Annotated in this window: 21 protein-coding genes and 1 tRNA gene; 2 read left to right on the forward strand and 20 right to left on the reverse strand. The window is 60.4% G+C overall.

Annotation, left to right across the window (positions count from 1 at the left end; translation table 11 throughout):
• Positions 1-49: 49 nt before the first annotated feature.
• The 19 genes from rpsO to HPY65_16555 form a co-directional block, all read right to left on the reverse strand.
• Positions 50-316 (reverse strand): 30S ribosomal protein S15, encoded by a 267-nt coding sequence (gene rpsO / locus HPY65_16465; protein ID NPU86072.1) that lies wholly within the window; start codon positions 314-316, stop codon positions 50-52.
• Between the two features lie 18 nt (positions 317-334).
• Entirely contained in the window at positions 335-1,291 is a 957-nt protein-coding gene (truB, locus tag HPY65_16470) for a tRNA pseudouridine(55) synthase TruB (GenBank protein ID NPU86073.1), read from the reverse strand.
• Positions 1,288-2,244 carry a bifunctional oligoribonuclease/PAP phosphatase NrnA gene (locus HPY65_16475; GenBank protein ID NPU86074.1) on the reverse strand — a complete coding sequence of 319 codons (957 nt, stop codon included), beginning with the start codon at positions 2,242-2,244 and terminating at the stop codon, positions 1,288-1,290. The genes truB and HPY65_16475 overlap by 4 nt, the downstream gene beginning before the upstream one ends.
• Positions 2,228-2,602, reverse strand: a complete 375-nt coding sequence (gene rbfA, locus HPY65_16480) for a 30S ribosome-binding factor RbfA (GenBank protein ID NPU86075.1) — start codon at positions 2,600-2,602, stop codon at positions 2,228-2,230. The genes HPY65_16475 and rbfA overlap by 17 nt, the downstream gene beginning before the upstream one ends.
• On the reverse strand, positions 2,520-2,927 hold the full coding sequence (locus tag HPY65_16485; protein NPU86076.1) for a DUF503 domain-containing protein: 408 nt from the start codon (positions 2,925-2,927) through the stop codon (positions 2,520-2,522). The genes rbfA and HPY65_16485 overlap by 83 nt, the downstream gene beginning before the upstream one ends.
• Before the next feature lie 40 nt (positions 2,928-2,967).
• Positions 2,968-5,607, reverse strand: a complete 2,640-nt coding sequence (gene infB, locus HPY65_16490) for a translation initiation factor IF-2 (protein ID NPU86077.1) — start codon at positions 5,605-5,607, stop codon at positions 2,968-2,970.
• Positions 5,608-5,662: 55 nt separating this feature from the next.
• Complete coding sequence (nusA, locus tag HPY65_16495) at positions 5,663-6,925, reverse strand: transcription termination/antitermination protein NusA (GenBank protein NPU86078.1); 1,263 nt, start codon at positions 6,923-6,925, stop codon at positions 5,663-5,665.
• 154 nt (positions 6,926-7,079) lie between these two features.
• Positions 7,080-7,655 carry a ribosome maturation factor RimP gene (locus tag HPY65_16500; GenBank protein ID NPU86079.1) on the reverse strand — a complete coding sequence of 192 codons (576 nt, stop codon included), beginning with the start codon at positions 7,653-7,655 and terminating at the stop codon, positions 7,080-7,082.
• A gap of 127 nt (positions 7,656-7,782) precedes the next feature.
• Positions 7,783-7,857: transfer RNA gene (locus HPY65_16505), tRNA-Gly, on the reverse strand.
• Positions 7,858-7,953: 96 nt separating this feature from the next.
• Positions 7,954-9,270 carry a histidinol dehydrogenase gene (gene hisD, locus HPY65_16510; GenBank protein NPU86080.1) on the reverse strand — a complete coding sequence of 439 codons (1,317 nt, stop codon included), beginning with the start codon at positions 9,268-9,270 and terminating at the stop codon, positions 7,954-7,956.
• Position 9,271: 1 nt separating this feature from the next.
• Positions 9,272-10,522 (reverse strand): UDP-N-acetylglucosamine 1-carboxyvinyltransferase, encoded by a 1,251-nt coding sequence (murA, locus tag HPY65_16515; protein NPU86081.1) that lies wholly within the window; start codon positions 10,520-10,522, stop codon positions 9,272-9,274.
• Positions 10,515-11,372: a peptide chain release factor N(5)-glutamine methyltransferase gene (gene prmC / locus HPY65_16520; GenBank protein NPU86082.1), complete on the reverse strand. Its 858-nt coding sequence runs from the start codon at positions 11,370-11,372 to the stop codon at positions 10,515-10,517. Before prmC ends, murA begins: the two co-directional genes overlap by 8 nt.
• 40 nt (positions 11,373-11,412) lie before the next feature.
• Positions 11,413-12,492, reverse strand: a complete 1,080-nt coding sequence (gene prfA / locus HPY65_16525) for a peptide chain release factor 1 (GenBank protein NPU86083.1) — start codon at positions 12,490-12,492, stop codon at positions 11,413-11,415.
• A gap of 238 nt (positions 12,493-12,730) precedes the next feature.
• On the reverse strand, positions 12,731-12,949 hold the full coding sequence (gene rpmE, locus HPY65_16530) for a 50S ribosomal protein L31 (protein NPU86084.1): 219 nt from the start codon (positions 12,947-12,949) through the stop codon (positions 12,731-12,733).
• A gap of 91 nt (positions 12,950-13,040) precedes the next feature.
• Entirely contained in the window at positions 13,041-14,288 is a 1,248-nt protein-coding gene (gene rho, locus HPY65_16535; GenBank protein ID NPU86085.1) for a transcription termination factor Rho, read from the reverse strand.
• Positions 14,289-14,548: 260 nt separating this feature from the next.
• Positions 14,549-15,367 carry a peptidoglycan editing factor PgeF gene (pgeF, locus tag HPY65_16540; protein NPU86086.1) on the reverse strand — a complete coding sequence of 273 codons (819 nt, stop codon included), beginning with the start codon at positions 15,365-15,367 and terminating at the stop codon, positions 14,549-14,551.
• Positions 15,360-16,337: an RluA family pseudouridine synthase gene (locus HPY65_16545; GenBank protein ID NPU86087.1), complete on the reverse strand. Its 978-nt coding sequence runs from the start codon at positions 16,335-16,337 to the stop codon at positions 15,360-15,362. Before HPY65_16545 ends, pgeF begins: the two co-directional genes overlap by 8 nt.
• Positions 16,331-17,743: an L-seryl-tRNA(Sec) selenium transferase gene (locus tag HPY65_16550; protein ID NPU86088.1), complete on the reverse strand. Its 1,413-nt coding sequence runs from the start codon at positions 17,741-17,743 to the stop codon at positions 16,331-16,333. Before HPY65_16550 ends, HPY65_16545 begins: the two co-directional genes overlap by 7 nt.
• 184 nt (positions 17,744-17,927) lie before the next feature.
• Positions 17,928-19,196: a coproporphyrinogen III oxidase family protein gene (locus tag HPY65_16555; protein NPU86089.1), complete on the reverse strand. Its 1,269-nt coding sequence runs from the start codon at positions 19,194-19,196 to the stop codon at positions 17,928-17,930.
• A gap of 142 nt (positions 19,197-19,338) precedes the next feature.
• On the opposite strand from HPY65_16555, the gene def reads away from it, so the two are divergent.
• Together def and HPY65_16565 are read left to right on the forward strand one after the other, a co-directional pair.
• Positions 19,339-19,905: a peptide deformylase gene (def, locus tag HPY65_16560; GenBank protein NPU86090.1), complete on the forward strand. Its 567-nt coding sequence runs from the start codon at positions 19,339-19,341 to the stop codon at positions 19,903-19,905.
• A 556-nt stretch (positions 19,906-20,461) separates the two neighbouring features.
• Positions 20,462-22,090, forward strand: a complete 1,629-nt coding sequence (locus HPY65_16565) for an alpha-keto acid decarboxylase family protein (GenBank protein ID NPU86091.1) — start codon at positions 20,462-20,464, stop codon at positions 22,088-22,090.
• Positions 22,091-22,182: 92 nt separating this feature from the next.
• On the opposite strand, the gene HPY65_16570 is transcribed toward HPY65_16565, so the two are convergent.
• A complete protein-coding gene (locus HPY65_16570; GenBank protein NPU86092.1) occupies positions 22,183-22,884 on the reverse strand; it encodes an amino acid ABC transporter permease in 702 nt (233 codons plus the stop codon).

The following is a 22,884-nucleotide window of genomic DNA, read 5'->3' on the forward strand; positions in this document are numbered from 1 at the left end:
CATTCCTCTCCCGCATTCGGGATCGGCGGCACGGTTTTCGGACCGCGCATTACTTCCGGAGTCCCAACCGGGAGATGATGCTTCGATATCGATCCACATCGCATTTCTTCAGGTAATCCAGCAGTCTCCGACGCTGGCCGACAAGCTTCAAGAGTCCTCTCCGAGAGTGATGATCTTTCTGGTGCATTTTGAAATGCTCCGTCAGATATTCAATTCGGGCGCTGAGGAGGGCAATCTGCACTTCCGGGGAACCGGTATCCCCCTCATGGAGTTGATAGCTCTTGATGATGTCTTTTCTCTTCTCCGTATCTAACACCTCTATATCCTCCCTCTTTCACTGATTTCGATCTATGTTGGACGGAAGAAACACACGCAACAGCCTCGCTGCCTGAACATCACCCTTTTCGGCAAGAAGCTGTTCCGAAGAAAACAGCATTTCGGCAACGGCGACCAGTTCTCCTTGCACATTCAATACTTTTATCATATCTCCCGGGGCAAGGAAAGGGATATCCACCCCACGGAACGTATCCACACAGGGCTGCCATCCCTCCCGAATCTTTTTCGCTTCATCCCGTTCGACGAAAATGGTGCACATATCATCCCCCAGCGCTTCCGCCATGGGAATCATGGCCTCCAGCAGGACTTTCCGTGCTTCTTCCGGACTCATGCCGTCGTAAGAAACGGCATTTTCTTCTGCAAAAGGGCCGTTTCGAAGGCGGCGCAACTCCGTCAGACAGGCCCCGCAACCCAAAACCTCGCCAATGTCCGAGCACAGGGAGCGGATATAGGTGCCTTTTGAGCAGGCAACCCGCAGGGTCACGTGCGGCAGTCGGACTTCCTCGATGTCGATCCGGTAGATATCCACCCATCGGGGAGGCGGTGAGACAGCCTCGCCCCGCCTGGCTCTGCGGTAGAGCGGTTCCCCATGCAGTTTGATGGCGGAATACACGGGAGGCACCTGACAGATGCGACCGATGAATCTCGGTATGACCTCCTCGATGTCTCCGGTCGAAACGTGAACCTCCCGGTTTGAAAGGATCCGCCCATCGCGGTCCATGGTATCCGTCGTCGTCCCCAGGAGCAGGGTCGCCCGGTATTCCTTGTTGCCTTCCATCAGAAAGGGGGCCAGTTTCGTAGCCTCCTCCAGACATACGGGAAGAACGCCTGTAGCCAGCGGATCCAGAGTACCGGTATGACCGGCTTTACGAACGCCCAGCGTCCGCCTTACATCCTGAACGACGCGATGAGATGTCCGCCCCGCCGGCTTGTCCACCACCACGACACCGTTCATTCCGACAGGACCGCTTCGATCTCTTCCAGTACCCGGCGCCTCACGGCCGGCCATTCGTCTTCCACTCTGCAGGCAGCGGCATTCAGATGGCCACCCCCTCCGAAAGAACGGGCAACCCGCTCGATGTTCACCCGGCCCTTGGAACGAAGACTGACCTTGAAGGACCGCTCGGCGACCTCCGTGAACAGGATGGATACCTGTACTCCCCTTATGCTTCGTGGAAGATCGACAAAGCCTTCCGTATGCTCGAAAAGCGCCCCGCAGGCGGCAAAATCGGCCAGGGTCACGACCATGAATCCCACTCTTCCATTGAGGTGGAATTCCAGGGCCGTCATTGCCTTTGCCAGGAGCCGGATTTTCGCGATCGGGCTGCTTTCATAGACGTTCTCTGAAATCCACTGCGGATCGGCTCCCCTTTCTACCAGACTTGCCGCCGTGAACAGGGTGTCCCGGCCGGTGTTGCCATAACAGAATCCGCCCGTATCCGTCAGGATACCCGTGTAAAGGCAATCGGCGGCTTCCTTGGACAGCTCCCATCCCAGGCTTTCGGCAAGACGGTGGAGAAGCTCGGCGGTCGAACTGGCATGGGCGTCGATAAGGAAGAGCTCTGTGAATCGATCATTCGAAAGATGATGGTCGATATTGATGACCGGACCGGATTTGCTGATCTCATCCCAGCGGTCTCCAACACGGTCCAGCTCGCTGCAATCGAGAAGAAAGACGGCATCATAAGTCCGACCAACCGGAAGGTTAAAGATGACATCTTCTGAGCCCGGCAGAAAACGGTAATTTTCCGGGATCGCGTCCTGGGAGTAAACCAGCGGCTCTTTTCCGGCGGCCTTCAGCATATTATGAAGCGCAAGCATGGATCCAACGGAGTCCCCATCGGGTCGTGCATGGGCGACGACAAGAAACGAGCGTCCCCGGCGGATAATATCAAGAATCTTCTGCATCGTGCTCCGCTTCTCTTTGATGAATCTCCCTGAGCAGACCCTCGATCCGGCTTCCATAGGCAAAAGACGGATCATGCTTGAATACGATGTCCGGCACATAGCGGAGATGGAGCCTGTGCCCCAGTTCCCGTTTCAGAAAGCCGGAGGCGCTTTCGAGCCCCTCCCAGGTTTCCTCAGCGACATGATCCTTCCCGAGCTCCACGAAAAATATCCGCGCCAGCCGCAGGTCATCCGTCACGCGCACATCCGTAATGGTTACCGAGCCGATCCGCGGATCACGGATCTGACGGCGGAGGATTTCCGAGACCTCCGTCCGGATCAGGTCCGCCACCCTCTGGGCCCTCTTGAACGGCTGCATATTTCCGCTCCTCGTAGACTGCGGGGGACATCTGCTCCGACACGCTGGTTATTTCGATCATGGTTTGCAGAATCTCCGCCAGCTGTTGCTCCTGGATGAAGTTCAACACCATGTCGATCTTCCGGTTCACATACGCCCGATCGTTGCCGACGATGCTGAACCCGATTCTTGCCCGTCCCCACAAGTCCTGCAGGCCCACTTCGGCGATGGATATATTGAACGAATTCTGCGTTCTCTTGAGGATCCGGTTCAGGACTCCCCGTTTGTCCTTGAGGGACCGGCTGTCGGGAATCAGGATTTCCAGGATGCCGGATCCGATGACCATTTTAACTCCCACCGGCCGGATTTCGCATCTCGGCCGTTCATCATAATTTCCGCTCGACCCGCTCCTTGACGTAGGCCTCGATCACGTCTCCTTCACGGAGGTCGTTGAAGTTCTCGATGCCGATCCCGCATTCATAACCGGTCTGGACTTCCTTGACATCGTCCTTCAGGCGTTTGAGGGAAGCGAAGCGGCCGTCATAAAGCACGACCCCCTGTCGTAGCAGTCTCAGTTGGGCATTTCGGGAGATCTTGCCGTCCACGACATAGCTGCCGGCAATGGTCCCCGCCTTCGGAATCTTGAAGAGCTGGCGTACCTCCGCGTGCCCTTGAACGACATCCCGATACTCCGGTTCCAGCAGCCCTTCCATGGCCGCCCTCATATCGGCGATGACATTGTAGATGATGTCGTAAGGTTTGATCTCGACGCCCTCGTTCTCCGCGAGTTCGGAAACCCGGGCATCGGGCCGGACGTTGAAACCGATGATGATGGCATTGGAGGCGGATGCCAGCATCACGTCCGTTTCCGTCACGGTACCGGTGGAACTGTGAATGATCTTGACCTTGATTTCCTCCGTGCTGAGCTTGTTGAGGGCGTCTGAGAGGGCCTCGACGGACCCCTGGACGTCGGCCTTGAGGATGACGTTGAGCTCCTTGACGCCTTCCTTCATCCGCTGATACAGTTGCTCCAGCGTGATCTTGGACGTGGAGGAAAGCTCCCTTTCCCGTTCCTTGCGTATCCAGTATTCGCTGATGCCCTTGGCCTTCTTCTCGTCCTCCACACCCACAAACTCGGCCCCTACCTGGGGCACACCGGAGAATCCGATGACGACAACGGGCATGGAGGGGGGAGCTTCCTTCACACGGCGCCCCTGGTCGTCGATCATGGCCCGCACGCGCCCGAATTCCGTCCTGGAAACAAAGGTGTCCCCTTCCTTCAGCGTACCTTCCTGAATCAGGACGGTCGCCACGGGCCCGCGTCCCCGGTCCAGGGTTGATTCGATGATGATCCCTCGGGCCGGCTGATCCGGATCGGCCTTCAATTCCAGCACGTCGGCCTGGAGAAGAATCATTTCCAGAAGTTCCTCGATACCCTCCTGCTTTTTCGCGGACACTTCCGAGAAGATCGTATCTCCTCCCCATTCCTCCGAAACCAGGTTGTATTCCGTCAGCCCCTGCTTGATCCGTCCGATGTCGGCGTTGGGCTTGTCAATCTTGTTGATGGCCACCATGATCGGAACGCCTGCCGACCGGGCATGGTTGATGGCCTCCACGGTCTGTTCCATGACACCGTCGTCTGCGGCGACGACAAGAACGACGATGTCCGTAACCTGGGCCCCACGGGCGCGCATGGCCGTAAACGCTTCGTGTCCAGGCGTATCCAGGAAAACGATGTCCCTGTCCTTGATGTGGACGTGATAAGCGCCGATCGCCTGGGTGATTCCGCCTGCCTCCCCTTCGATCACGTTGGTCTGGCGAATGGCATCCAGGAGAGACGTCTTCCCGTGATCGACATGGCCCATGATCGTTACGACGGGAGCCCGCGGCTTCAGATTCTCCGAGGCCGTCTCCGGGCGCTGAATGGTTTCATCATAATCGAAGGCGGCCGCCTCCACCTGATATCCGAAATCGCCTGCAATCAGCACGGCGGTGTCGAAGTCGATGGATTGGTTGATCCCCGCCATCAGGCCCAGCCCGATCAGTTTGTTGATGACCTCGCTGGCCTTGACGCCCATTTTCTTTGCCAGTTCCCCGACGGTGATGGCCTCCATCACCTTGATCCGCCGCTTGCTTGCCTTGGGTACGGTGATCTGGGGCTTCTGCATCCGGACGACGGTGGCCCTCTTTTCCTCTCGCCAGCGCGACGCCCGCTCGTCGATTTCCAGTTCCTGCCGGATATCCCGGCGGTCAGTGGATTTGCGGGCCAGCGTCTTCTTCTTCAGACCCGGCTGCTCGCCCATGACCACCTCGATGGTCTTTTTCTTCTTGTCGGCCACCCATTTCGGCTTCTTGTCCGCAGCCGCGCCGGCTGCAGGCGCTGCCGGAGGAACGTCCCTCGTCACCTTCAGATCGGGTCTTCGCGGGACTTCTTTCCTCGCACCGGGAGCTGCAGGAGACGGCCTGGAGGGAACCGTCTCCCTCCTGACGAACGGTTTGCGGACTTCGCCCGGGGCGGGTCTGGATATGACCGTGGCCGTAGTTCCGCGGGAGGGTACCTCCGGGGGTTTTTCGGGTTGCTTTTCCTCTTCGGGAGGGGCGGCCGTCTCCGCGGCAACGGGAACCGGCTCTGCCGCCGGCTCGGCTTCCTGTGCGAACGGCTCCGGTGGAGAAACGACAGATACGGCATCAACCGGCTGTTCGGTTTCGGGAGGCTCCGGCGCGGGAACGGCAGGCTCCTCTTCCGCGGCTGCTTCCGCAGGCGCTTCTTCCGCTTCCCCAGGCTTTTCCTCATCCGCGGCCGTCCGGATTGCCCGGCGCCGGATCACCGTTGACTTGATCCGCTGCTCAACCATCTCTCGAGGTTCGGGCGCCAGCAGCTCCCGCTGGATTCTTTCCAGATCCGCCTCCTCGAGCGTGCTCGAGTGGGATTTTACTATGACACCGATCTTTTCCAGGCGGGAAATGAGCTCCTTGTTATCCAGCCCCAGTTCCTTCGCCAGTTCGTAAACCCTCTTCTTCGACATCCCGACTTCCTCCGACGAAATCCCAACAGAGGAAAACACCCCTAAGGGTCTTTGATCACTCGCCTTTTCCGACAACAGCATCCTGTGTGATCATCCTTCCCGCTTCTTCAATCCATCGAACGGCCACCGGCTCATCCAGACCGGGCAATGCGGAGAGCATGACCGGATCTGCTGCGGCCAGTGCCGCCACGGTTTTGAAACCAAGCTCAAAGAGTTGTTCCGCATGTTCCTCGCTCATCCCGGGAATCCCCATCAATTCCTTATAGGCCGGGGCCTCCTGGGCAGAAGCCAGCGCTTCCGTCTTCACGTCTATTTTCCAGCCCGTCAGTTTGACGGCCAGCCTCACATTCTGCCCGTTTTTTCCGATAGCCAGAGACAACTGGTCCTCGGGAACGATGATCTCCATGGAACGGCTTTCTTCATCCATGAAAACCCTCTCCACCTTGGCCGGGGAAAGAGCGCTGCAGACGAATTTGACCGGGTCTTCGGAATACGGAACGATGTCGATTTTTTCGCCCCGCAATTCCTGAACTACGCTCTGAACACGGGACCCCCTCATGCCGACGCAGGCCCCCACGGGATCGATATCCTTGTCCTTGGTGCGCACGGCGATCTTCGCCCGTTTTCCGGGTTCCCTCGCCACGTTGACAAGCTCGATGAGCCCCTCGGAGATTTCCGGAACCTCCACCTCGAACAGAGCCCGCAGGAATCCGGGATGGGTCCTCGACAGTATGATCTGGGGGCCTTTTGTAATTCGCTTCACTTCCAAAATATAGGCCCGGATCCGCTCTCCCCGTTTGTACACTTCCTTGAAGATCTGTTCGGACACGGGAATGACGCCCTCTGCACGGCCGAGGTTCACGATGATGGATCCCCCCTCGAACCGCTGGACAAACCCGTTGATCAGTTCCCCTTTCCGGTCCTTGTATTCATCGTAGATGTTATCCCTCTCCGCGTCCTTGACCCGCTGGATGATGATCTGTTTAGCCGTCTGGACGGCGATTCTTCCAAAGGTGCTCGTGTCGATCTTAATTCCCAGGCTGTCCCCGGGCTCCGCCTCCTCGTCCAGATTCTGCCGAGCTTCGTCCAGCAGGACATGGAGATCCGGATCGAGGATCTTGTCCACGACCATCTTGAACTGGAAGACCTCCACCTCGCCGGCCTCATCGTTATAATGAGCCTCGATCTCCACGTGGGGACCCAGTTTCTTGCGCGCCGCCGTCAGCATCGCCGCTTCCAGGGCTTCGATGATGATCTGCTTATCGATTCCCCGGTCCTTCCCCATCTGTTCGATCAGTCGTTTCAACTCCGGCAACATGAATGTTCCTCCGCTTACATAATATGCCTCATCACGATGCACATGATCCGGCCGGGAGACCACCATTCCATCTCCTCTTTGACCGGCGTGACTGGCCAGCTGCTCCGCGTTGGCCGGCGAACCGGCAACGACCGGGATCGTTTCCGATCACGGCCTACCCACGGATTTTTCCTTTCCCTTTTCGGCGTGTGTCCGCGCGGTCCGCATCCCCGGCTAGGTCCTCGATGTTCGCCTTCACGACAGTTCTCCTGGGAATGCGATGAACCGTACCGTCCATCTCTACCAGCAGCGCCCTCTCCGGGTCTCCGGTTTCATACGCCAGGAGCGTACCGCGAATGTTTCTTCTTCCCTCCACCGATCCGTCGAGCCTGAGCACCACCCGGTTGCCGCAAAACCGGGCAAAGTCGCAGTCCCGGAACAGCGGCCGGTTCGGACCCGGCGACGAAACCTCCAGGGTATAAGGTCCCGGCGGGACATCATGAACTTCCAGAAGGTCCCCCAGCACGTGGCTGACCCGCGTACAATCATCCAATGTAACGCCCTCCTTCTTATCCAGAAAAATCCTGACGATCCACCGAGTCTTCATGCGGATGCATTCCACGTGGATCAACTCCACACCCTCCGCATCCGCAGTGGGCTCCGCCAGGTTCCAGATCGCTTCCTCGATGGACCTTCCGGTCGGGACGTTTTCCATTGCTTTGAAAAAAAAAGTGGGCTCAAGCCCACTCATCAGAATTCCACGATGATCTTGGGGGGCGGTACCATATCCGGACCGCAATTTCAAGCGTTTTTTCGATATGAAGCCGGGACGCGGTCGGAAAAGGGGACCGAAAAAAGCCCTGGGGGAGGAGAATCGATGGAGCGGGCGATGGGAATCGAACCCACGACGTTCAGCTTGGGAAGCTGACATTCTACCTCTGAATTACGCCCGCCCTCGATGATTCCTGCTGCTGAATGGGAGCGCCATCCTAATGGAGAGCGCTTTTTTTATCAAGGGTTTTTTCCCGTAAGTCTTTTCACCGGCCAGGTCAACGGGAGTCCGGATGATCGGACAGGGCGCCCGGACCCCGGATGGATGCAGCCAATCCATGCCCCGTCAGCCCCTCCATTCCGGCAAAGGCCTCGACCGCAGTTCCATAGCGCCCGAAGGCTTCCGGCGAAAACTCAAGGACACTGGTCCGCTTCAGGAAATCGTATACCCCGAGAGGGGATGAGAAGCGGGCGGTCCCGCCGGTGGGCAGGATGTGGTTCGGACCGGCAAGATAATCTCCGATCGCCTCGGGTGCATAGGCGCCCAGGAAGATGGAGCCGGCATGCCTGAACCACGGGAGAATGTGGCGGGGATTCGCCACCATCAGTTCCAGGTGTTCCGGTGCGAACCGGTTGGCGACTTCCGCCGCTTCCTCCAGGTTCTCCACCAGGAAGATCGCCCCGAACCGCTCCAGGGACCGGACCAGGATCTCTCTCCGGGACAGGCGGTCCACCAGCCGATCCACCTCGGCCGCCACCTGGGACGCATACCGCGCATCGGGCGTCACCAGGACCGCACTGGCCATCTCGTCGTGCTCCGCCTGGGCAATGAGGTCTGCGGCGGCGAACGATGCGGGGGCGCTGCCGTCTGCAACGATCAGCACTTCGCTTGGACCGGCGATCATATCAATGGACACCTCACCGAAGACGATTCGCTTGGCCGCGGCGACGAATGCATTTCCGGGCCCCACGATCTTGTCCACCCGGGGCACCGAGGCGGTCCCGTACGCCAGGGCCGCAATCGCCTGGCCCCCCCCGATCTTGAGGATTTGCGTTATGCCGCAGAGTTTCGCTGCGGCTGCAATCAGGGGATGGAGCCGCCCTTCCCGGGCCGGCGATGCAAGCAGGATCTCCTTCACCCCGGCAATCCGGGCGGGAATGGCCGCCATGAGCACCGTCGACGGATAGGCGGCAAGCCCCCCCGGGGCATAGACACCCACCCGCTCCAGCGGCAGGACCCGCTGTTCCAGAAGCACACCCTCTTCGTCGTCGATCCTCAGGTCTGGGAGGATCTGCCTCCGGTGATACCGTTCGATCCTCTCGGCGCTCAGATGGAGGATCTTCCATTCCTCCGGGGAAACGGCGGATACGGCGGCGTCGATCTCCCCCGGTGTTGCCGCCACGGCGCCCGGTGCGAGCCGGTAGCCGTCGAACTGTTCCGTATAGGCGAACAGAGCATCATCCCCTCGCTCCGCCACGTCCCGAACGATCCGGTACACCGTCTTCCAGAGTTCCTCCTCAAAGACACGGCCCCTTCCGGCGATCTGCCGGAACACTTCTTCAAATCGGGAATCGCTCGTCCGGATGATCCTCATCTTACGCTTTCTCCCTTTTTACATCGGCCCCGAGAGCGGCAAATTTCTTCTCCATCGACTCGTAGCCGCGATCGAGATGATAAACGCGGGAAACGTCCGTACGTCCCTCCGCCGCCAGCCCCGCCAGGACCAGGGATGCCGAAGCCCGGAGGTCTGTGGCCATTACCGGCGCTCCGAGCAACCGCGGGACCCCTCTCACGAACGCGCTGTTTCCCTGAATATCGATATCCGCGCCCATCCGGAGCAGTTCGCTCACGTGCATGAAGCGATTTTCGAAGACCGTCTCGGAAACGACGCTGAAGCCCTGTCCGAGGGTCATCATCGCCATGATCTGGGCCTGGAGGTCCGTCGGAAAGCCCGGGTAAGGAAGGGTCTTCACATCGACGCTCAGGATCCGCCGGGAACCGGCGGCCCGGATGACGTCGGGCTCCGCTTCGATGGTCATTCCTGCTTCCCGGAGTTTCGTGATCAGGGCATCCAGGTGGCCCGCCAGGCATCCGGTCAGGCGGATATCTCCGCCTGTCATGCCCGCGGCGATCATGAACGTCCCGGCCTCGATCCGGTCGGGGATGACGGACGCCTCGACGGCATGAAGGCGCGGGACCCCTTCGATGGTGATCACATCCGTCCCCGCCCCGGAAATGCGGGCGCCCATTCCGTTCAGAACATCCGCAAGGTTGACCACCTCAGGCTCCTTTGCGGCATTCTGCAGGATGGTCGTGCCGTCGGCGAGGGTCGCGGCCATCATGATGTTCTCCGTTCCCGTCACGGTGGAGAGATCGAAATATATCCTGGCCCCGCGAAGCCGCCGCGCCTTCGCTTCGATGTACCCTTCTTCCAGGCGGATCTCCGCACCCATCTCTTCCAGGGCCTTGATGTGCAGGTTGACGGGCCTGGCCCCGATAGCGCACCCGCCGGGCAGGGAAACCCGCGCCTGGCCCATCCGGGCCACCAGCGGTCCCAGGACCAGGATCGACGCCCGCATGGTCTTCACCAGATCATACGGGGCTTCGCAGCTGGTGATCCCGGTGGCGTCCACTTGAACGGTGCCGTTTCCCTCCGTACGGACGCCGAGATTGTGCAGCAGCTTTCGCGCCGTCTTGATGTCCACCAGATTCGGAATGTTGCGGAACGTATTCGTTCCCTCCGTCAGCAGCGATGAAACCAGAATGGGCAGCGCCGCATTCTTGGCACCGCTGACGGGCACGTCCCCGGCCAGCTTCCGCCCTCCCTGGATGACGATCTTATCCATGCTCAAGCTCCCTTTTCCTGGCCTTCACGACCCGGTCCCGGCCTCCATAATCCTTCCGGATTTCGATCCGGTCATACCGGCCGTCCATGCGGAAAGCCTCCACGAGCCTTTCCGCCTGACGGTCGCCGGTTTCCATCAGGAGCCATCCTCCGTCCTTCAGGACGGCTGCGGCTCCCCCGATAAGCAGGCGATGTACCGCGGTCCCGTCTCCGGCGGCCCAGAGCGCCTCCTTCGGTTCGTACTCCCTCACCCCGGGAGGCAGTTCTTCGAATTCATCATCCGGGATGTAGGGAGGGTTCGAGACGATCATGTCAAGAGGACCGCGAATCGATTCCAGGAGATCCGCAACCAAGACACATACGCGATCGGCGACTCCTGCCCGTTGTGCGTTTCGCGCCGCCGTCTCCGCCGCTGCGGCCGACCGGTCCGTCGCCACCACCCTCGCCAGGGGCAGCTCCCGGGACAACGCTACGGCCACGGCACCGCTTCCCGTTCCGACATCCAGGATGTTGCAGCGCCCTCCCACCACCCGGAGCGCCTCCTCCACGAGAATCTCCGTCTCCGCGCGGGGAATCAGAACATGCCGGTTAACGGCAAAGGGGATCGACCAGAACTCCTTCTCCCCGATGATATAGGCGACCGGTTCCTGCTTCCTCCGCCTTTCCACCCAGCCCAGGAAGCCGCGGACGGCATGCTCCCCGAGGATCTCCTCCGGGTACGTATAGAGATGGGTGCGATCGGTCCGGAGACATCGGCACAACAGGACCTCGGCGTCCAGACGGGGAGAGGGCAAGCCGTGACGGCGAAGGGTGTCGGCCGCCTCTTGCAGGACGGATCGGATGGTTGCCATGACTCCCCCCGATTCACACCGGTCGCGGGATGAATTGATCTCAGGCGGACGTCGGCGCCTGGAGGGCATTTGCCTGGAAATGGGTCGTCAGGGAATCGATGATTCCCTGGATCTCGCCGTCCAGAATGCTCTCCAGGTTGTACAGGGTCAGCCCGATGCGATGATCCGTGACCCGGCCCTGGGGAAAGTTGTAGGTCCGGATCCGCTCGCTCCGGTCTCCGCTCCCCACCTGGCTCTTTCTGGCCTCCGAGATCTCTGCGTTCTGCTTCTGGACCATGATGTCCAGGAGCCTCGCCCGGAGTACCTTCATCGCCTTCGCTTTGTTCTTGAGCTGGGACTTTTCGTCCTGGCAGGTGACGATCAGGCCGGTGGGCAAATGGGAGATTCGTACTGCCGAGTCCGTCGTGTTGACGCTCTGACCGCCATGACCGCTGGAATGGTAGACGTCGATCCGCAGGTCGTTCGGATCGATCTGAACGTCCACCTCCTCCGCCTCCGGGAGAATCGCCACCGTGACCGCCGAGGTGTGAATCCGGCCCTGGGATTCCGTAGCCGGAACCCGTTGAACCCGGTGGACGCCGCTCTCGTACTTGAGGCGGCTGTATGCCCCGCGGCCCTCGATCAGCGCGATGATCTCCTTGAAGCCGCCGCCGCCCCCCCCTCCGGAAGGACTGCCGCTCACGACCTCCACCCGCCAGCCGGAACGCTCCGCATATCGAGCGTACATCCGGAAAAGGTCGGCCGCAAAGAGGCCCGCCTCGTCTCCCCCCGTACCCGCACGGATTTCCAGGAGGACGTTCTTGTCGTCGTTCGGATCTTTCGGAAGCAGGAGGAATCTCAGGCGCTCTTCCAGGAGCGTCCTTCGTTCCTTGAGCTGAGTCAGTTCTCCCCTTACAAGTTCCTTCAGTTCCTCGTCGTCCTCCCGGAGGATCCGCTGGTCTTCCTCGATCTGCCCGCCCAGTTTTTCGTATTCCCGCCAGACATCCACCAGGTCATGGAGGTCGGAATGCTCCTTGGCGTACTTCTGATACAGGGAGGGTTTGGTAACAACATCGGAGCTGCTGAGCAACCCCTCCAGCTCTCGAAACCGCTGATCGATGTCTTTCAATCGCTTAAACATGGGGATACCGAGGATCCGGGAGAAGGACTGGGAAATCCTGATACGCCGGGCGGATCGAATCGCCCGGCCCGGCCGTGGTTGTCCGGAAGACTTCGAGGGGCTTTGCCCCGGGGATGATGGTATACAGGCGGGTGTATCGGGGCATAACGGAGACCGGTTCGTCTTTTCCTGTCACTCATTCCATGCAACCGGCCGCCGGACCGGTCTCATGAACGCCCCCCGCAAGCGGAGAAACCGTTTATTCTCCCTTTTTCTGTTCCAGGGAGGCATACTTTTTCTTGAACCGCTCCACTCTGCCGGCGGTGTCGACGATCTTCTGCTTCCCTGTAATGAAGGGATGGCAGTTGGAGCAGATCTCGACCTTGATGTCCTGCCGGGTGGACTTCGTTTCAATGACGTTCCCGCATACGCAGGTGATGGTTGTTTCCTTGTATTCCGGATGGATTCCCTCTTTCATGGGACCTCGTTCTCCTTTTTCCGTGATATGCGAACCATCTAACGAAGGGGTGTGCATCTAATCAATTCCGCCGGAAAATTCAAGCGGTATTTTACTGGTTCATCGAATCCAGGAAGAGCTGGTTCGTGTCGGTCTTCCGGATCTTGTCGATGATGAACTCCATGGCGTCCAGGGGATTCATCTCCTGGAGGAGCCTGCGGAGGATCCAAACCCGGTTCAGGTTGACCTTCGGGATCAGGAGTTCTTCCTTGCGGGTTCCCGAACGGATGAGATCGAAGGCGGGGAAGATCCTGCGGTCGGCGATGCGACGGTCCAGGTGCAACTCCATGTTGCCGGTTCCCTTGAACTCCTCGAAGATGACTTCGTCCATCCGGCTTCCCGTGTCGATGAGGGCCGTGGAGATGATGGTCAGGCTTCCGCCGTTTTCGATGTTCCGGGCGGCCCCGAAGAAGCGCTTCGGTTTATGGAGGGCATTGGAATCGACGCCACCGGAGAGGACCTTGCCGCTGGGGGGAACCACGGTGTTGTAAGCCCGGGCGAGCCGGGTGATGCTGTCCAGCAGGATGACCACGTCGCGCTTGTGCTCCACGAGCCGTTTCGCCTTTTCGATCACCATTTCAGCAACCTGGACGTGCCGGGTGGCCGGTTCATCGAACGTGGAGGAGACGACCTCTCCCTGGACACTCCGCTGCATGTCCGTGACTTCCTCCGGCCGCTCGTCGATGAGCAGCACCATGAGGATCACTTCGGGGTGGTTCTTGGCGATGCTGTGGGCGATATCCTGCAGGAGAACGGTTTTCCCCGCCCGGGGGGGAGACACGATCAAGCCTCGCTGCCCTTTTCCGATGGGAGTGAAGAGGTCCATAATCCGGGTCGAAAAGTTCTCCGTGTCCGACTCCAGGCCCAGTTTCTCCTGTGGGTAAAGCGGCGTCAGGTTGTCGAAGAGGATTTTATCCCGCGCGGCGTCCGGATGTTCGAAGTTGACCGAATCCACCTTCAGCAGGGCGAAGTATTTCTCCCCCTCTTTGGGGGGCCGGACCTCTCCCGAGATCGTATCGCCGGTCCGCAGGCTGAAACGCCGGATCTGGGATGGGGACACGTAGATGTCGTCCGGGCTGGGAAGATAATTGTAATCCACGGCGCGAAGGAATCCGAAACCGTCCGGAAGGATTTCCAGAACGCCGGAACCGGAGATGACGCCGTTCTTGTCCGACTGGGCCTGCAGGATCGAAAAGATGAGATCCTGCCGCCGCATCCCCCCGGCGCCCGGCACGTTGAGATCCTTTGCCAGATTGGCCAATTCGCTGATAGGGAGTCTTTTGATTTCCTCGATGTTCATGTGAATGTCCTTTCCGTGTCGCTGCACGGATCCGGCCGAAACGACATCACACGCCTGCGCGCGTAACGGTTCCCGGCATCATGATTCCCACTGTCTTCAAGTGGAATTGGCCATGTGACAGAAATACGAATCTGGATTAGAACCGGTTTGCCAAATGGAACGCTGGAAACACTTGAAAAGGGAGGCTTAGAAGTTACCTTTCAGAATTCCCAACTCCCCCTATCCGATGCTCCCCGAGGTGTCAAGACTTTTTTAACCTTTTACAGGATATGCGGTGTCCGGTCCATAAAAATGAAATTCAGATGCCTGCCTGTCCGCCCCGCATCCCGGCGATGGGAAAACCAGCGCTCCGCTTCACAGGACGTACAGACGCCGGAAAGATGGATCCGCTCCGGAGAAAGCCCCCGCTCCAGCAGCTGAAAACGGTTTGCCGCCGCTAGGTCGAACTTCCACTTCCCCGACCCCGCCGGGTCCAGAAAGGATGTCTGGCCGGGTCCCAGGGCCTCCATGGCCCGGTGGACGGGTTCATCCACTTCATAGCAGCACGGCCCGATGGAAGGACCCACCGCCGCCAGGAGATCCCGCGGATCCGAAGAGAAACGCTCCCGGAGGCAGTCGACAGCCCGGCCGGCGACGCCCAGGGATGTGCCTCTCCAGCCGGCGTGGACCGCCGCGACCACTCCTTTCCTGGAATCCGCCAGGAAAATGGGAACGCAGTCCGCCGTCCGGATGCAGAGCGCGAGCCCCGGCCGGTCCGTTACGATCGCGTCGTACTTCAGGGGCTGGCAGGTAAAGGTCATAAACGCCGGGTCATCGATGGCCAGGACGTCGTTCCCATGCACCTGGTGGACGTTGAAAAACTGGCGGCGGGACAGGCCGAAAGCCTCCGCCGTCCGGTCCCAGTTCGCCCGGACGCATTCCTCCGGATCCCCTTCCAGGGTACTGAAATTGAGGCTCTCGAAGACCCCCGTGCTCGTGCCCTCCCGGCGCGTGCAGAAGGCATGGGTCACGAAACCCAGCTCCCTCAGGGGCGTACACTCCAGGTACGAGACGGCCCCCCTCCGCACAAGCTCAAACATGCATCCGCCTCCCCCGGAGGGCATCGCACAGAACCGCCAGATCCTCCGGCAGGGGTGACTGAAAGGAAAGCAAGGTCCCGTGAACGGGGTGCCGGAAAGCGATCCGCGCCGCGTGCAGGGCCTGGCGCTTCAGACTCCGAAGGATCGAGCGTGTTTCCGTATCCGCCACGGACCTCAACCAGCCGGATTTCCCGTAAACGGGGTCCCCCGCCACAGGGTAGCCCTGGGAACTCAGATGAACCCGGATCTGATGGGTCCGGCCCGTCAAAAGGTCAACCTCCAGCAACGTTGCGGCGCCGAAGCGCTCCCGAACGCTCCAGCGGGTGACCGCCTCCCGGCCCCGGGAACTCCGCGTGGACATTCTCTTCCGGTCCACCGGATGCCGACCCACGGGCAGGAGGATCTCCCCGTTCTCCGTCGGTGGCGTTCCCAGCACCAGGGCGAGATAGGTCTTATCGATCCGGCGGTCCCGGAACTGCGTAGTGAGGCCTCGATGAGCCTCGTCCGTCTTGGCGACCAGGAGCAGCCCCGACGTATCCCGGTCCAGGCGGTGGACGATCCCCGGCCGAAGCACTCCGCCGATTCCGGAGAGATCCCGGCAGTGGTGGAGAAGGGCGTGCACGAGGGTCCCGCTGGAATGGCCCGCCGCGGGGTGGACCACCATTCCCGCCGGCTTGTCCACCACCAGCAGGTGTTCATCCTCGAAAACAATGGACAGGGGAATCGCCTCCGGCAGAACATCCGACGGCGCCGGTTCCGGAATCACCAGTTCCACGGTTTCTCCGGTGCGGAGCCGGTGGCCCGCCTTGACCTGCCGGCCAGCGACGAGAACCCGGCCCTCCTCGACGGCCTTCCGGATCTGCGATCTTGAAAGGCCTGCGTCACGGCCGGTCAGGTAAACATCCAGGCGCACTCCCTCATCGCCGTCGGTAACCGTATATCGCTCCGTCTTCGAATCTGCAATCACGATGCCGACACCGCCAGCAGGGCGTCCCGAACCGCGTGGAGATCGGCCTCGTCCAGGGTCCGTGCGTCGAAGAGAACTTCCTCGTTGACGATCCGGACGACGACCGGCAGCGGAAGCCGCCGGAGTCGTTCTCCCAGGGCGGCGGACGAAAGGCCGTCCATCTTCACAGCGACCAGCCAGGTCGGGATGTCCCGGGCGGGAAGGGAGCCGCCGCCGGCCATTGCGGTGCCCGGTTTCAGGGACAGGCCGACTCCTTCGATCCCCGACCGTCGTACAAGGGCCATCAGCCTCCGGGCGCGTTTTCGCACACCCTCCAGAGGCTCCGACAGGGCCTTCAGGACCCGGATTTCCTGAAGGGCACGGCCCGGCTCAAGATAGGCGACCAGGGTCGCCTCGAGGGCCGCCAGGGTAAGCTTGTCGATTCGCAGGGCCCGGTTGAGGGGGTTCCTGCGGATTTTTTCCAGGCTCTCCCGCCGGCCCAGGATAATCCCCGCCTGCGGCCCGCCCAGGAGCTTGTCCCCGCTGAAGGTCACCACATCCGCCCCGGAGGCGACGACCTCCCGGACCGTGGGCTCCCGCTCCAGCCCGAAGGGCCCCAGGTCCATCAGACAACCGCTGCCCAGGTCGTACATGACCGGGATGCCCGTCCTGCCCCCCAGCGCGACGAGTTCGGAAACGGTCGCCTCTTCCATGAATCCGACAATGCGGAAGTTGCTCGTGTGCACCTTGAGAATAAGCCCCGTCTGCTCCGTGACGGCCCGTTCGTAGTCTCCCAGGCGGGTCCGGTTGGTTGTGCCGACCTCCCGGAGACGGACACCGCTCTTCTCCATGACCTCGGGGATACGGAACTCACCGCCGATCTCGACCAGCTCTCCGCGGGAGACGACGGCTTCCCGGCCTTCCGCCAGGGTGTTGAGAACCAGGAGAACGGCAGCGGCGTTGTTGTTCACCACCAGCGCCTCCTCCGCCCCGGTCAGGAGGAGGAGCAGATCCCGGATGTGGTCGTACCGGAGTCCCCGCTCCCCTTTCTCCAGATCAAATTCCAGGTTCGAGTATCCGCCGGCTACCTCCGCCACCCGGCGGACCGCCTCCCGGCTCAAGGGGGCCCGCCCCAGGTTCGTGTGAAGAATCACACCGGTCGCATTGACAACCCGCTTGAGCCGGGGGGAACGCAAATCGGCCATCCTCTTTTCCACGGCATCCGCCACGGCCTGCAGATCCGGAACGGGGAAATCATTTCCTGTCTCCATCGCCAGGATCCGGCGGCGCAGGTCGTCGACGGCCGAGCGGCAGGCCTCCCGGACAAATTCCCTGGGCATCTGCCGGAGGAATTCACGCTTTTCCAGGAGAAGCATCATCTCATCGATTTTCGGCAGTTTTCGCAGCCGGGATTTTTTTTCGTCCTCCATGTTCATGCCCCTCCCTCCCGGGATCCGATTCTCACGATCACACCTTCGCCGCCCGTAGCCGGGATTTCACACGTGCACCGGAGCCGTCCCGCTCCGTCCCGATGCGGGCGGATTCCCCTGCCGGAGCGGGAATGCGATTCCCGCCAGATCCGCCGACGGGAACGACTGATTCGGGACACTGGCCTCACCATACCAGGGGGGAAACGATGGCGTCGCGGCAGAAATCGCGGAAATTGTTCACCGAGGTGAAAAACTCCCGCATCAGGATAACCCAGTAATAGCAGCCCCGCTCCGTCAGGAAAAACGTGCCGTCCCGGTAGCGAAGGCCCCCCGCCGCCGCAAAGGCGGCAATATCTTTCCAGAGATACGGGTATACGGCGCTGTATTTTTTCCGCAGGCTGGATTCGCTGAGCTCCATGCCGAACAGCTTCATCAGGAAATCATAGCGGATTCTCTCCTGCAGGCTGAACGTCCGGGAGGCCATCAGCGGTACCTCGCCCCGCCCGACCCGGGCGACGTACTCGGCCACGTCGAAGGTGTTTGCGTAACAGGTGCCGTGGAGATAGCCGATGGATCCGCTGCCCAGGCCGGCATACTCGTCATAATCCACGATGTACTCGTCGATGAGGGCGGGTTTGCGGGAGAAACACCAGGCCGAGGACATCCGGTAGGTTGGACGGATCCGTTCGAGAATCTGACGGTAAAACAGGCCCTCCTGTTTCATGTCCACATAGCCGAGCGTCCGGGTGACCATCTGACGGGTCGAATCGGACACCATCAGGGGATAATAGGTCACCTGATCCACTCCGCTCTCCAGAAGAATATCCAGGTCCCGATCAAGCATCTTTGGCGTCTGGGTGGGAAAGTTGAATATCATGTCGGCGTTGAGGGTGTCGAACGCCCCCTGGTACGCCCGGAGACGGCCGAGAATCTCCTCCCCGTTGCCATACTTGTCGCGGCGCTCCATCTGGCGGAGGAGCCCGTCGTCGAAGCTCTGGATACCCACTGACAGGCGATTCACGCCGGCCCGCCGCAGGATCTCCACATTCCCGTCCGTCAGGTGATTCGGGTTCGTCTCCACAGATATCTCTTTAATTCCGAACGTTTCTCGCGCCAGAAGGAGGGTCTCCGCCAGTTCCTCGGGCAGAACCGTCGGTGTTCCGCCTCCGACATAGATACCCTGGAAATCGTATCCCCGGGACCGGTAGAGGCCCATCTCTTTCCTCAGGGCCTTGAAATAGCGGCGGCAGACTTTTTCCTGGAAGACGAACCGGTTGAAGGAACAGTAAGGGCACAGCCGCTCACAGAACGGAATGTGGAGGTAGAGAAGCCGCGACTCCGAATCGGTACAGTCCGGAAGCTCCGGAGGAGGGCCGCCTTCAAAATTCATGGCCCCGGCAAATTCCGCCTTGGCCTGCCTGCTGATGATCCGGTGAATCAGTGAGGTCAACATGGGTTCTTCCGTTGGTGAGGGGCAGAGGCTAACAGAGGCTCCGCAAATAATCAAGGGGTTTCGCCCGCTCCCTTGCAACGGGCGCCCCCCGGTGCTATAGGGACGGAAAACTCATAAACCGGAAAGGAACATACGAATCGGCATGTTGGAAAGAAGAGTTCTGACCTTGTGGACCGAAACCGGCCGAAACGTCGGCGACGCCGCCGTCCTGAGGACTCCCTGCCGGGAGGCTGCGTCTCCGTTCACGCCGGAGACACTCCGGAATATCGAGACCCTGGTGAAAACCTTCCTGGAGCGGAATGACGCCCTGGGCCTCGCGGCCCCGCAGATCGGCATCAGCGAGCGGATCATCGTGTTTCGCAACAAGGACTTCGAGGAGAAAAACTGGTCGAGGAAAGAGGGCGACTACGACGTCCTGGTCAACCCGCGGATCACCCAGTCCCGGGGCGAACCGGTGAAGGGGGCGGAGGGCTGCCTTTCCTGCCCCGACATCCAGGTGGAGATCGACCGCTTCCCGGAAATCAAGGTCCGGGCTCTCGACCGGCAAGGGAAGAAGCTCAACCGCCGCTACCTGGACTTCCTGGCCCGCATCGCGCAGCACGAGATGGATCACCTGGACGGCAGGCTTATCGTCGATTATGAGGGAAGCCTCTGGTATCCAAAGAAGAAGGAACGATTCTTCGCGGAGGTTCTCGGCGGACGTTTTTAGAAGAGGCGGACGGATTTCATTTGTCGCCCTCCAGTGCGACACAAACGAATACGGAACCAGGCAGTAACGTCCGAATCCCTCGCTATTCTCTCGACAAAGATGACATAGGAATGGTATGAATCCTGCCAAAAGGTTCATATTACAGGTTTGATCTCAAGATTCGTGCCCGCGATCACCGAACACCCTGCCTCATTGATCCCCGGGAGCATCCGAGACTTGGACGGCACTGGCATTTGGATGTAGCCCGGTCCGTGCCGGTTCGGGAACAAAGTCTGCCCGAGGTGCCCCATTCGCACGCCAGCCTGCCATCAGTCGACCGGATCGGCCGGCCGGCGGGGAATTGCATGATGCCCCGGGGTGTTCATCCTCCGAAGGACGCTCAGCTTGACGGACGACGGACGGAGGGACGTTTTCCCGGAATTCCTTCACTATCCGGGGTATGCCTGGTTTTCCTTTGTTGCGGGACAGGGCCGGGGCGGTTCGCAATACGAAGTCTCCGGTTTTCCAGGAGGTAACATCTGACAGGGTTCTCCATTCGGCAAGGAGGGATAGGGACATGAACAAGACCGTGATTCAATATGTACTTTCGCGTCTTTCGGCCATCGGCATCAACGACATTTTCGGGGTGCCGGGAGACTTTTCCTTTCCGGTCAACGACGCGATCTGCACGGACGGCAGCCTTCGCTGGATCGGCAACTGCAATGAACTGAACGCTGCCTACGCGGCGGACGGATACGCCCGCATCCGGGGCGCCGGCGCACTGAGCACCACCTACGGGGTGGGCGAGCTCAGCGCCATCAACGGGATTGCCGGCTCCTATGCAGAGCACCTTCCGGTCTTTCACCTGGTGGGCATGCCATCGAGCGGAACCAGGAAAGCCAGGAGTCTGGTTCATCACACGTTCGGCAACGGCCAATTCGATTTTTTTTATCATATGACCGAGCCCGTGGTCTGCGGACGTGCGATCCTGACCCCGGACAACTGCATCCGGGAAACGGAGCGGCTGATTGCGGCGGCTTTCTATCACCGACGACCGGTCTACATGGCCTTCCCCGCCGATTATGCGGAGATGCCGGTGATGGGATCGGTTCCTGCCGTCGAGACCCGTGAGAGCGACCCCTCGGCTCTCGAAAAGGCAGTGGACGCCATCGTCGATACCGTGTGCCGTGCCGGATCCTCCTGTTTCCTGCCGGGCATCATCGTTTCCCGCTGCGGGCTGAAAAAAACCGTAACCGATCTGGTGACCGCTTCGGGACTCCCATATGCCGCCATGATCATGGACAAGTCCGTACTGGACGAGACCCATCCGGGCTATATGGGAATCTATGACGGACGTCTCATGAACGAGGAGGTTCGCGAATTCGTCGAGGGGTGTGACTGCGTCATCGAAATCGGTGCGCTCATGACGGACCTGAGTTCCGGTGGCTTCACTGCCAGAATCGACCCGGCAAAAAGCATCAACATCGCGCTTCACCATGTACGGGTGGGGTATGCCGTCTACAAAAACGTGGAAATCCGCGATGTGCTGACGGCGCTGGCGGGAAGGCTCCCCCGGCGCACGGACGTGAAAGCCCCGCGGCTCCAGGGACTCGGTGAGCCGGAAGGCAGCCCGGCCGACAAAATCACCTCGTCCTACCTGTACCCGCGACTGGAACGGATGTTGAAACCGGAAGACATCGTGATGGTCGAGACGGGCACCGCGTCCATGGGGTTCGCTTTCGCCCGGATGCCCGCGGGCTCGACGTTTCATAATCAGTCTCTGTGGGGCTCCATCGGCTGGGCCACGCCGGCCGCCTTCGGCGCGGCCCTGGCCGACCCGAGCCGGAGAACCATCCTTGTCACCGGTGAAGGCTCCCACCAGCTCACGGCCCAGGAGATCTGCATGTTCCACCGCTACGGACTGAAGCCGATCCTGTTCGTAATCAACAACAACGGATACCTGATCGAGCGCCTCCTCTGCAAGGATCCCGGCATATACTACAACGACCTGGCGCAATGGCGTTACCACAAGCTGCCCGAGGCACTGGGATGCGAAGGCTGGTTTGCCGCCCGGGCGACCACGTGCGGTGAGTTCGATGACGCCGTCGGAAAGGCGGAGAAATGCGGCAGCGGGGCCTACATAGAGGTCGTAACGGACACTTACGAGGCACCGCCCCTGCCAAGGAAATTCAAAAATGCCTCATGAAGCGGCAGGAACGCATCTCCCGGGAATCGGGGTGAAGCACGCCCCGCTTTCGATGAGGGAAACGCAGCAGACGGGTGTTTTTCAACGGCCCGTCAGATGGCTTTCCGCCAGGCCAGCCTCGTCTCCAACCACCGCGACAGGGTCGTGAAAGCAAAGCAGATGATGAAATAGACGACGGAGATGAATAAGAAGATCTCCGCCGGATAGATCATGGTCCGGTTGTTGACCTGCGTGGCCACATGGGTCAGTTCGGAGACACCCACGATGAACGCCAGCGACGTGTCCTTGATCATGGAGACGAACTGGTTGACGAACGACGGGATCATGTTCCGGAGGGCCTGGGGCAGAATGATGAACACCATGGCCTGCCAGGGACGAAGGCCCGTCGAGAGGGCCGCCTCCGTCTGCCCCTTCGGAATCCCCTCGATCCCCGCCTGGACGATCTGCGACATGTAGGCGGAGGTGAACAGCGACAGAGCGGCAATGACCGTCCAGGCTTCCGGCATGGTCCTCCCCATCACGAAGGGCAGGAGGAAGTACATCCAGAAGATCACCAGGAGAAGCGGAATTCCCCGGACCAGATTGACCACCGCCACGGTAGGGTAGCGGATCAGGGGATTCCGGACCACACACAGGAGCCCCAGGATCAATCCCCCGAAAAAGGACAGGATGAGGGACACAACCGCCAGGTAGAGCGTCAGGAGCACGCCACCCATGGGCCCCTTGGGGTAGCGTCCGATCATGAAGTGGGCGATGTTGTTCCAGATGACCGTGAAGTCGAAGCCCCCGTCCAT

The sequence above is a fragment of the Syntrophaceae bacterium genome (assembly GCA_013177825.1).
GTDB lineage: Bacteria > Desulfobacterota > Syntrophia > Syntrophales > PHBD01 > PHBD01.

Coding starts and splice junctions, on each gene's coding strand:
- truB (NPU86073.1), bottom strand. CDS start 1,291: ATGAACGGTGTCGTGGTGGTGGACAAGCCGGCGGGGCGGACATCTCAT.
- HPY65_16475 (NPU86074.1), bottom strand. CDS start 2,244: ATGCAGAAGATTCTTGATATTATCCGCCGGGGACGCTCGTTTCTTGTC.
- rbfA (NPU86075.1), bottom strand. CDS start 2,602: ATGCAGCCGTTCAAGAGGGCCCAGAGGGTGGCGGACCTGATCCGGACG.
- HPY65_16485 (NPU86076.1), bottom strand. CDS start 2,927: ATGGTCATCGGATCCGGCATCCTGGAAATCCTGATTCCCGACAGCCGG.
- infB (NPU86077.1), bottom strand. CDS start 5,607: ATGTCGAAGAAGAGGGTTTACGAACTGGCGAAGGAACTGGGGCTGGAT.
- nusA (NPU86078.1), bottom strand. CDS start 6,925: ATGTTGCCGGAGTTGAAACGACTGATCGAACAGATGGGGAAGGACCGG.
- HPY65_16500 (NPU86079.1), bottom strand. CDS start 7,655: ATGAGTGGGCTTGAGCCCACTTTTTTTTTCAAAGCAATGGAAAACGTC.
- hisD (NPU86080.1), bottom strand. CDS start 9,270: ATGAGGATCATCCGGACGAGCGATTCCCGATTTGAAGAAGTGTTCCGG.
- murA (NPU86081.1), bottom strand. CDS start 10,522: ATGGATAAGATCGTCATCCAGGGAGGGCGGAAGCTGGCCGGGGACGTG.
- prmC (NPU86082.1), bottom strand. CDS start 11,372: ATGGCAACCATCCGATCCGTCCTGCAAGAGGCGGCCGACACCCTTCGC.
- prfA (NPU86083.1), bottom strand. CDS start 12,492: ATGTTTAAGCGATTGAAAGACATCGATCAGCGGTTTCGAGAGCTGGAG.
- rpmE (NPU86084.1), bottom strand. CDS start 12,949: ATGAAAGAGGGAATCCATCCGGAATACAAGGAAACAACCATCACCTGC.
- rho (NPU86085.1), bottom strand. CDS start 14,288: ATGAACATCGAGGAAATCAAAAGACTCCCTATCAGCGAATTGGCCAAT.
- pgeF (NPU86086.1), bottom strand. CDS start 15,367: ATGTTTGAGCTTGTGCGGAGGGGGGCCGTCTCGTACCTGGAGTGTACG.
- HPY65_16550 (NPU86088.1), bottom strand. CDS start 17,743: ATGGAGGACGAAAAAAAATCCCGGCTGCGAAAACTGCCGAAAATCGAT.
- HPY65_16555 (NPU86089.1), bottom strand. CDS start 19,196: ATGTTGACCTCACTGATTCACCGGATCATCAGCAGGCAGGCCAAGGCG.
- def (NPU86090.1), top strand. CDS start 19,339: ATGTTGGAAAGAAGAGTTCTGACCTTGTGGACCGAAACCGGCCGAAAC.
- HPY65_16565 (NPU86091.1), top strand. CDS start 20,462: ATGAACAAGACCGTGATTCAATATGTACTTTCGCGTCTTTCGGCCATC.
- HPY65_16570 (NPU86092.1), bottom strand. CDS start 22,884: ATGGACGGGGGCTTCGACTTCACGGTCATCTGGAACAACATCGCCCAC.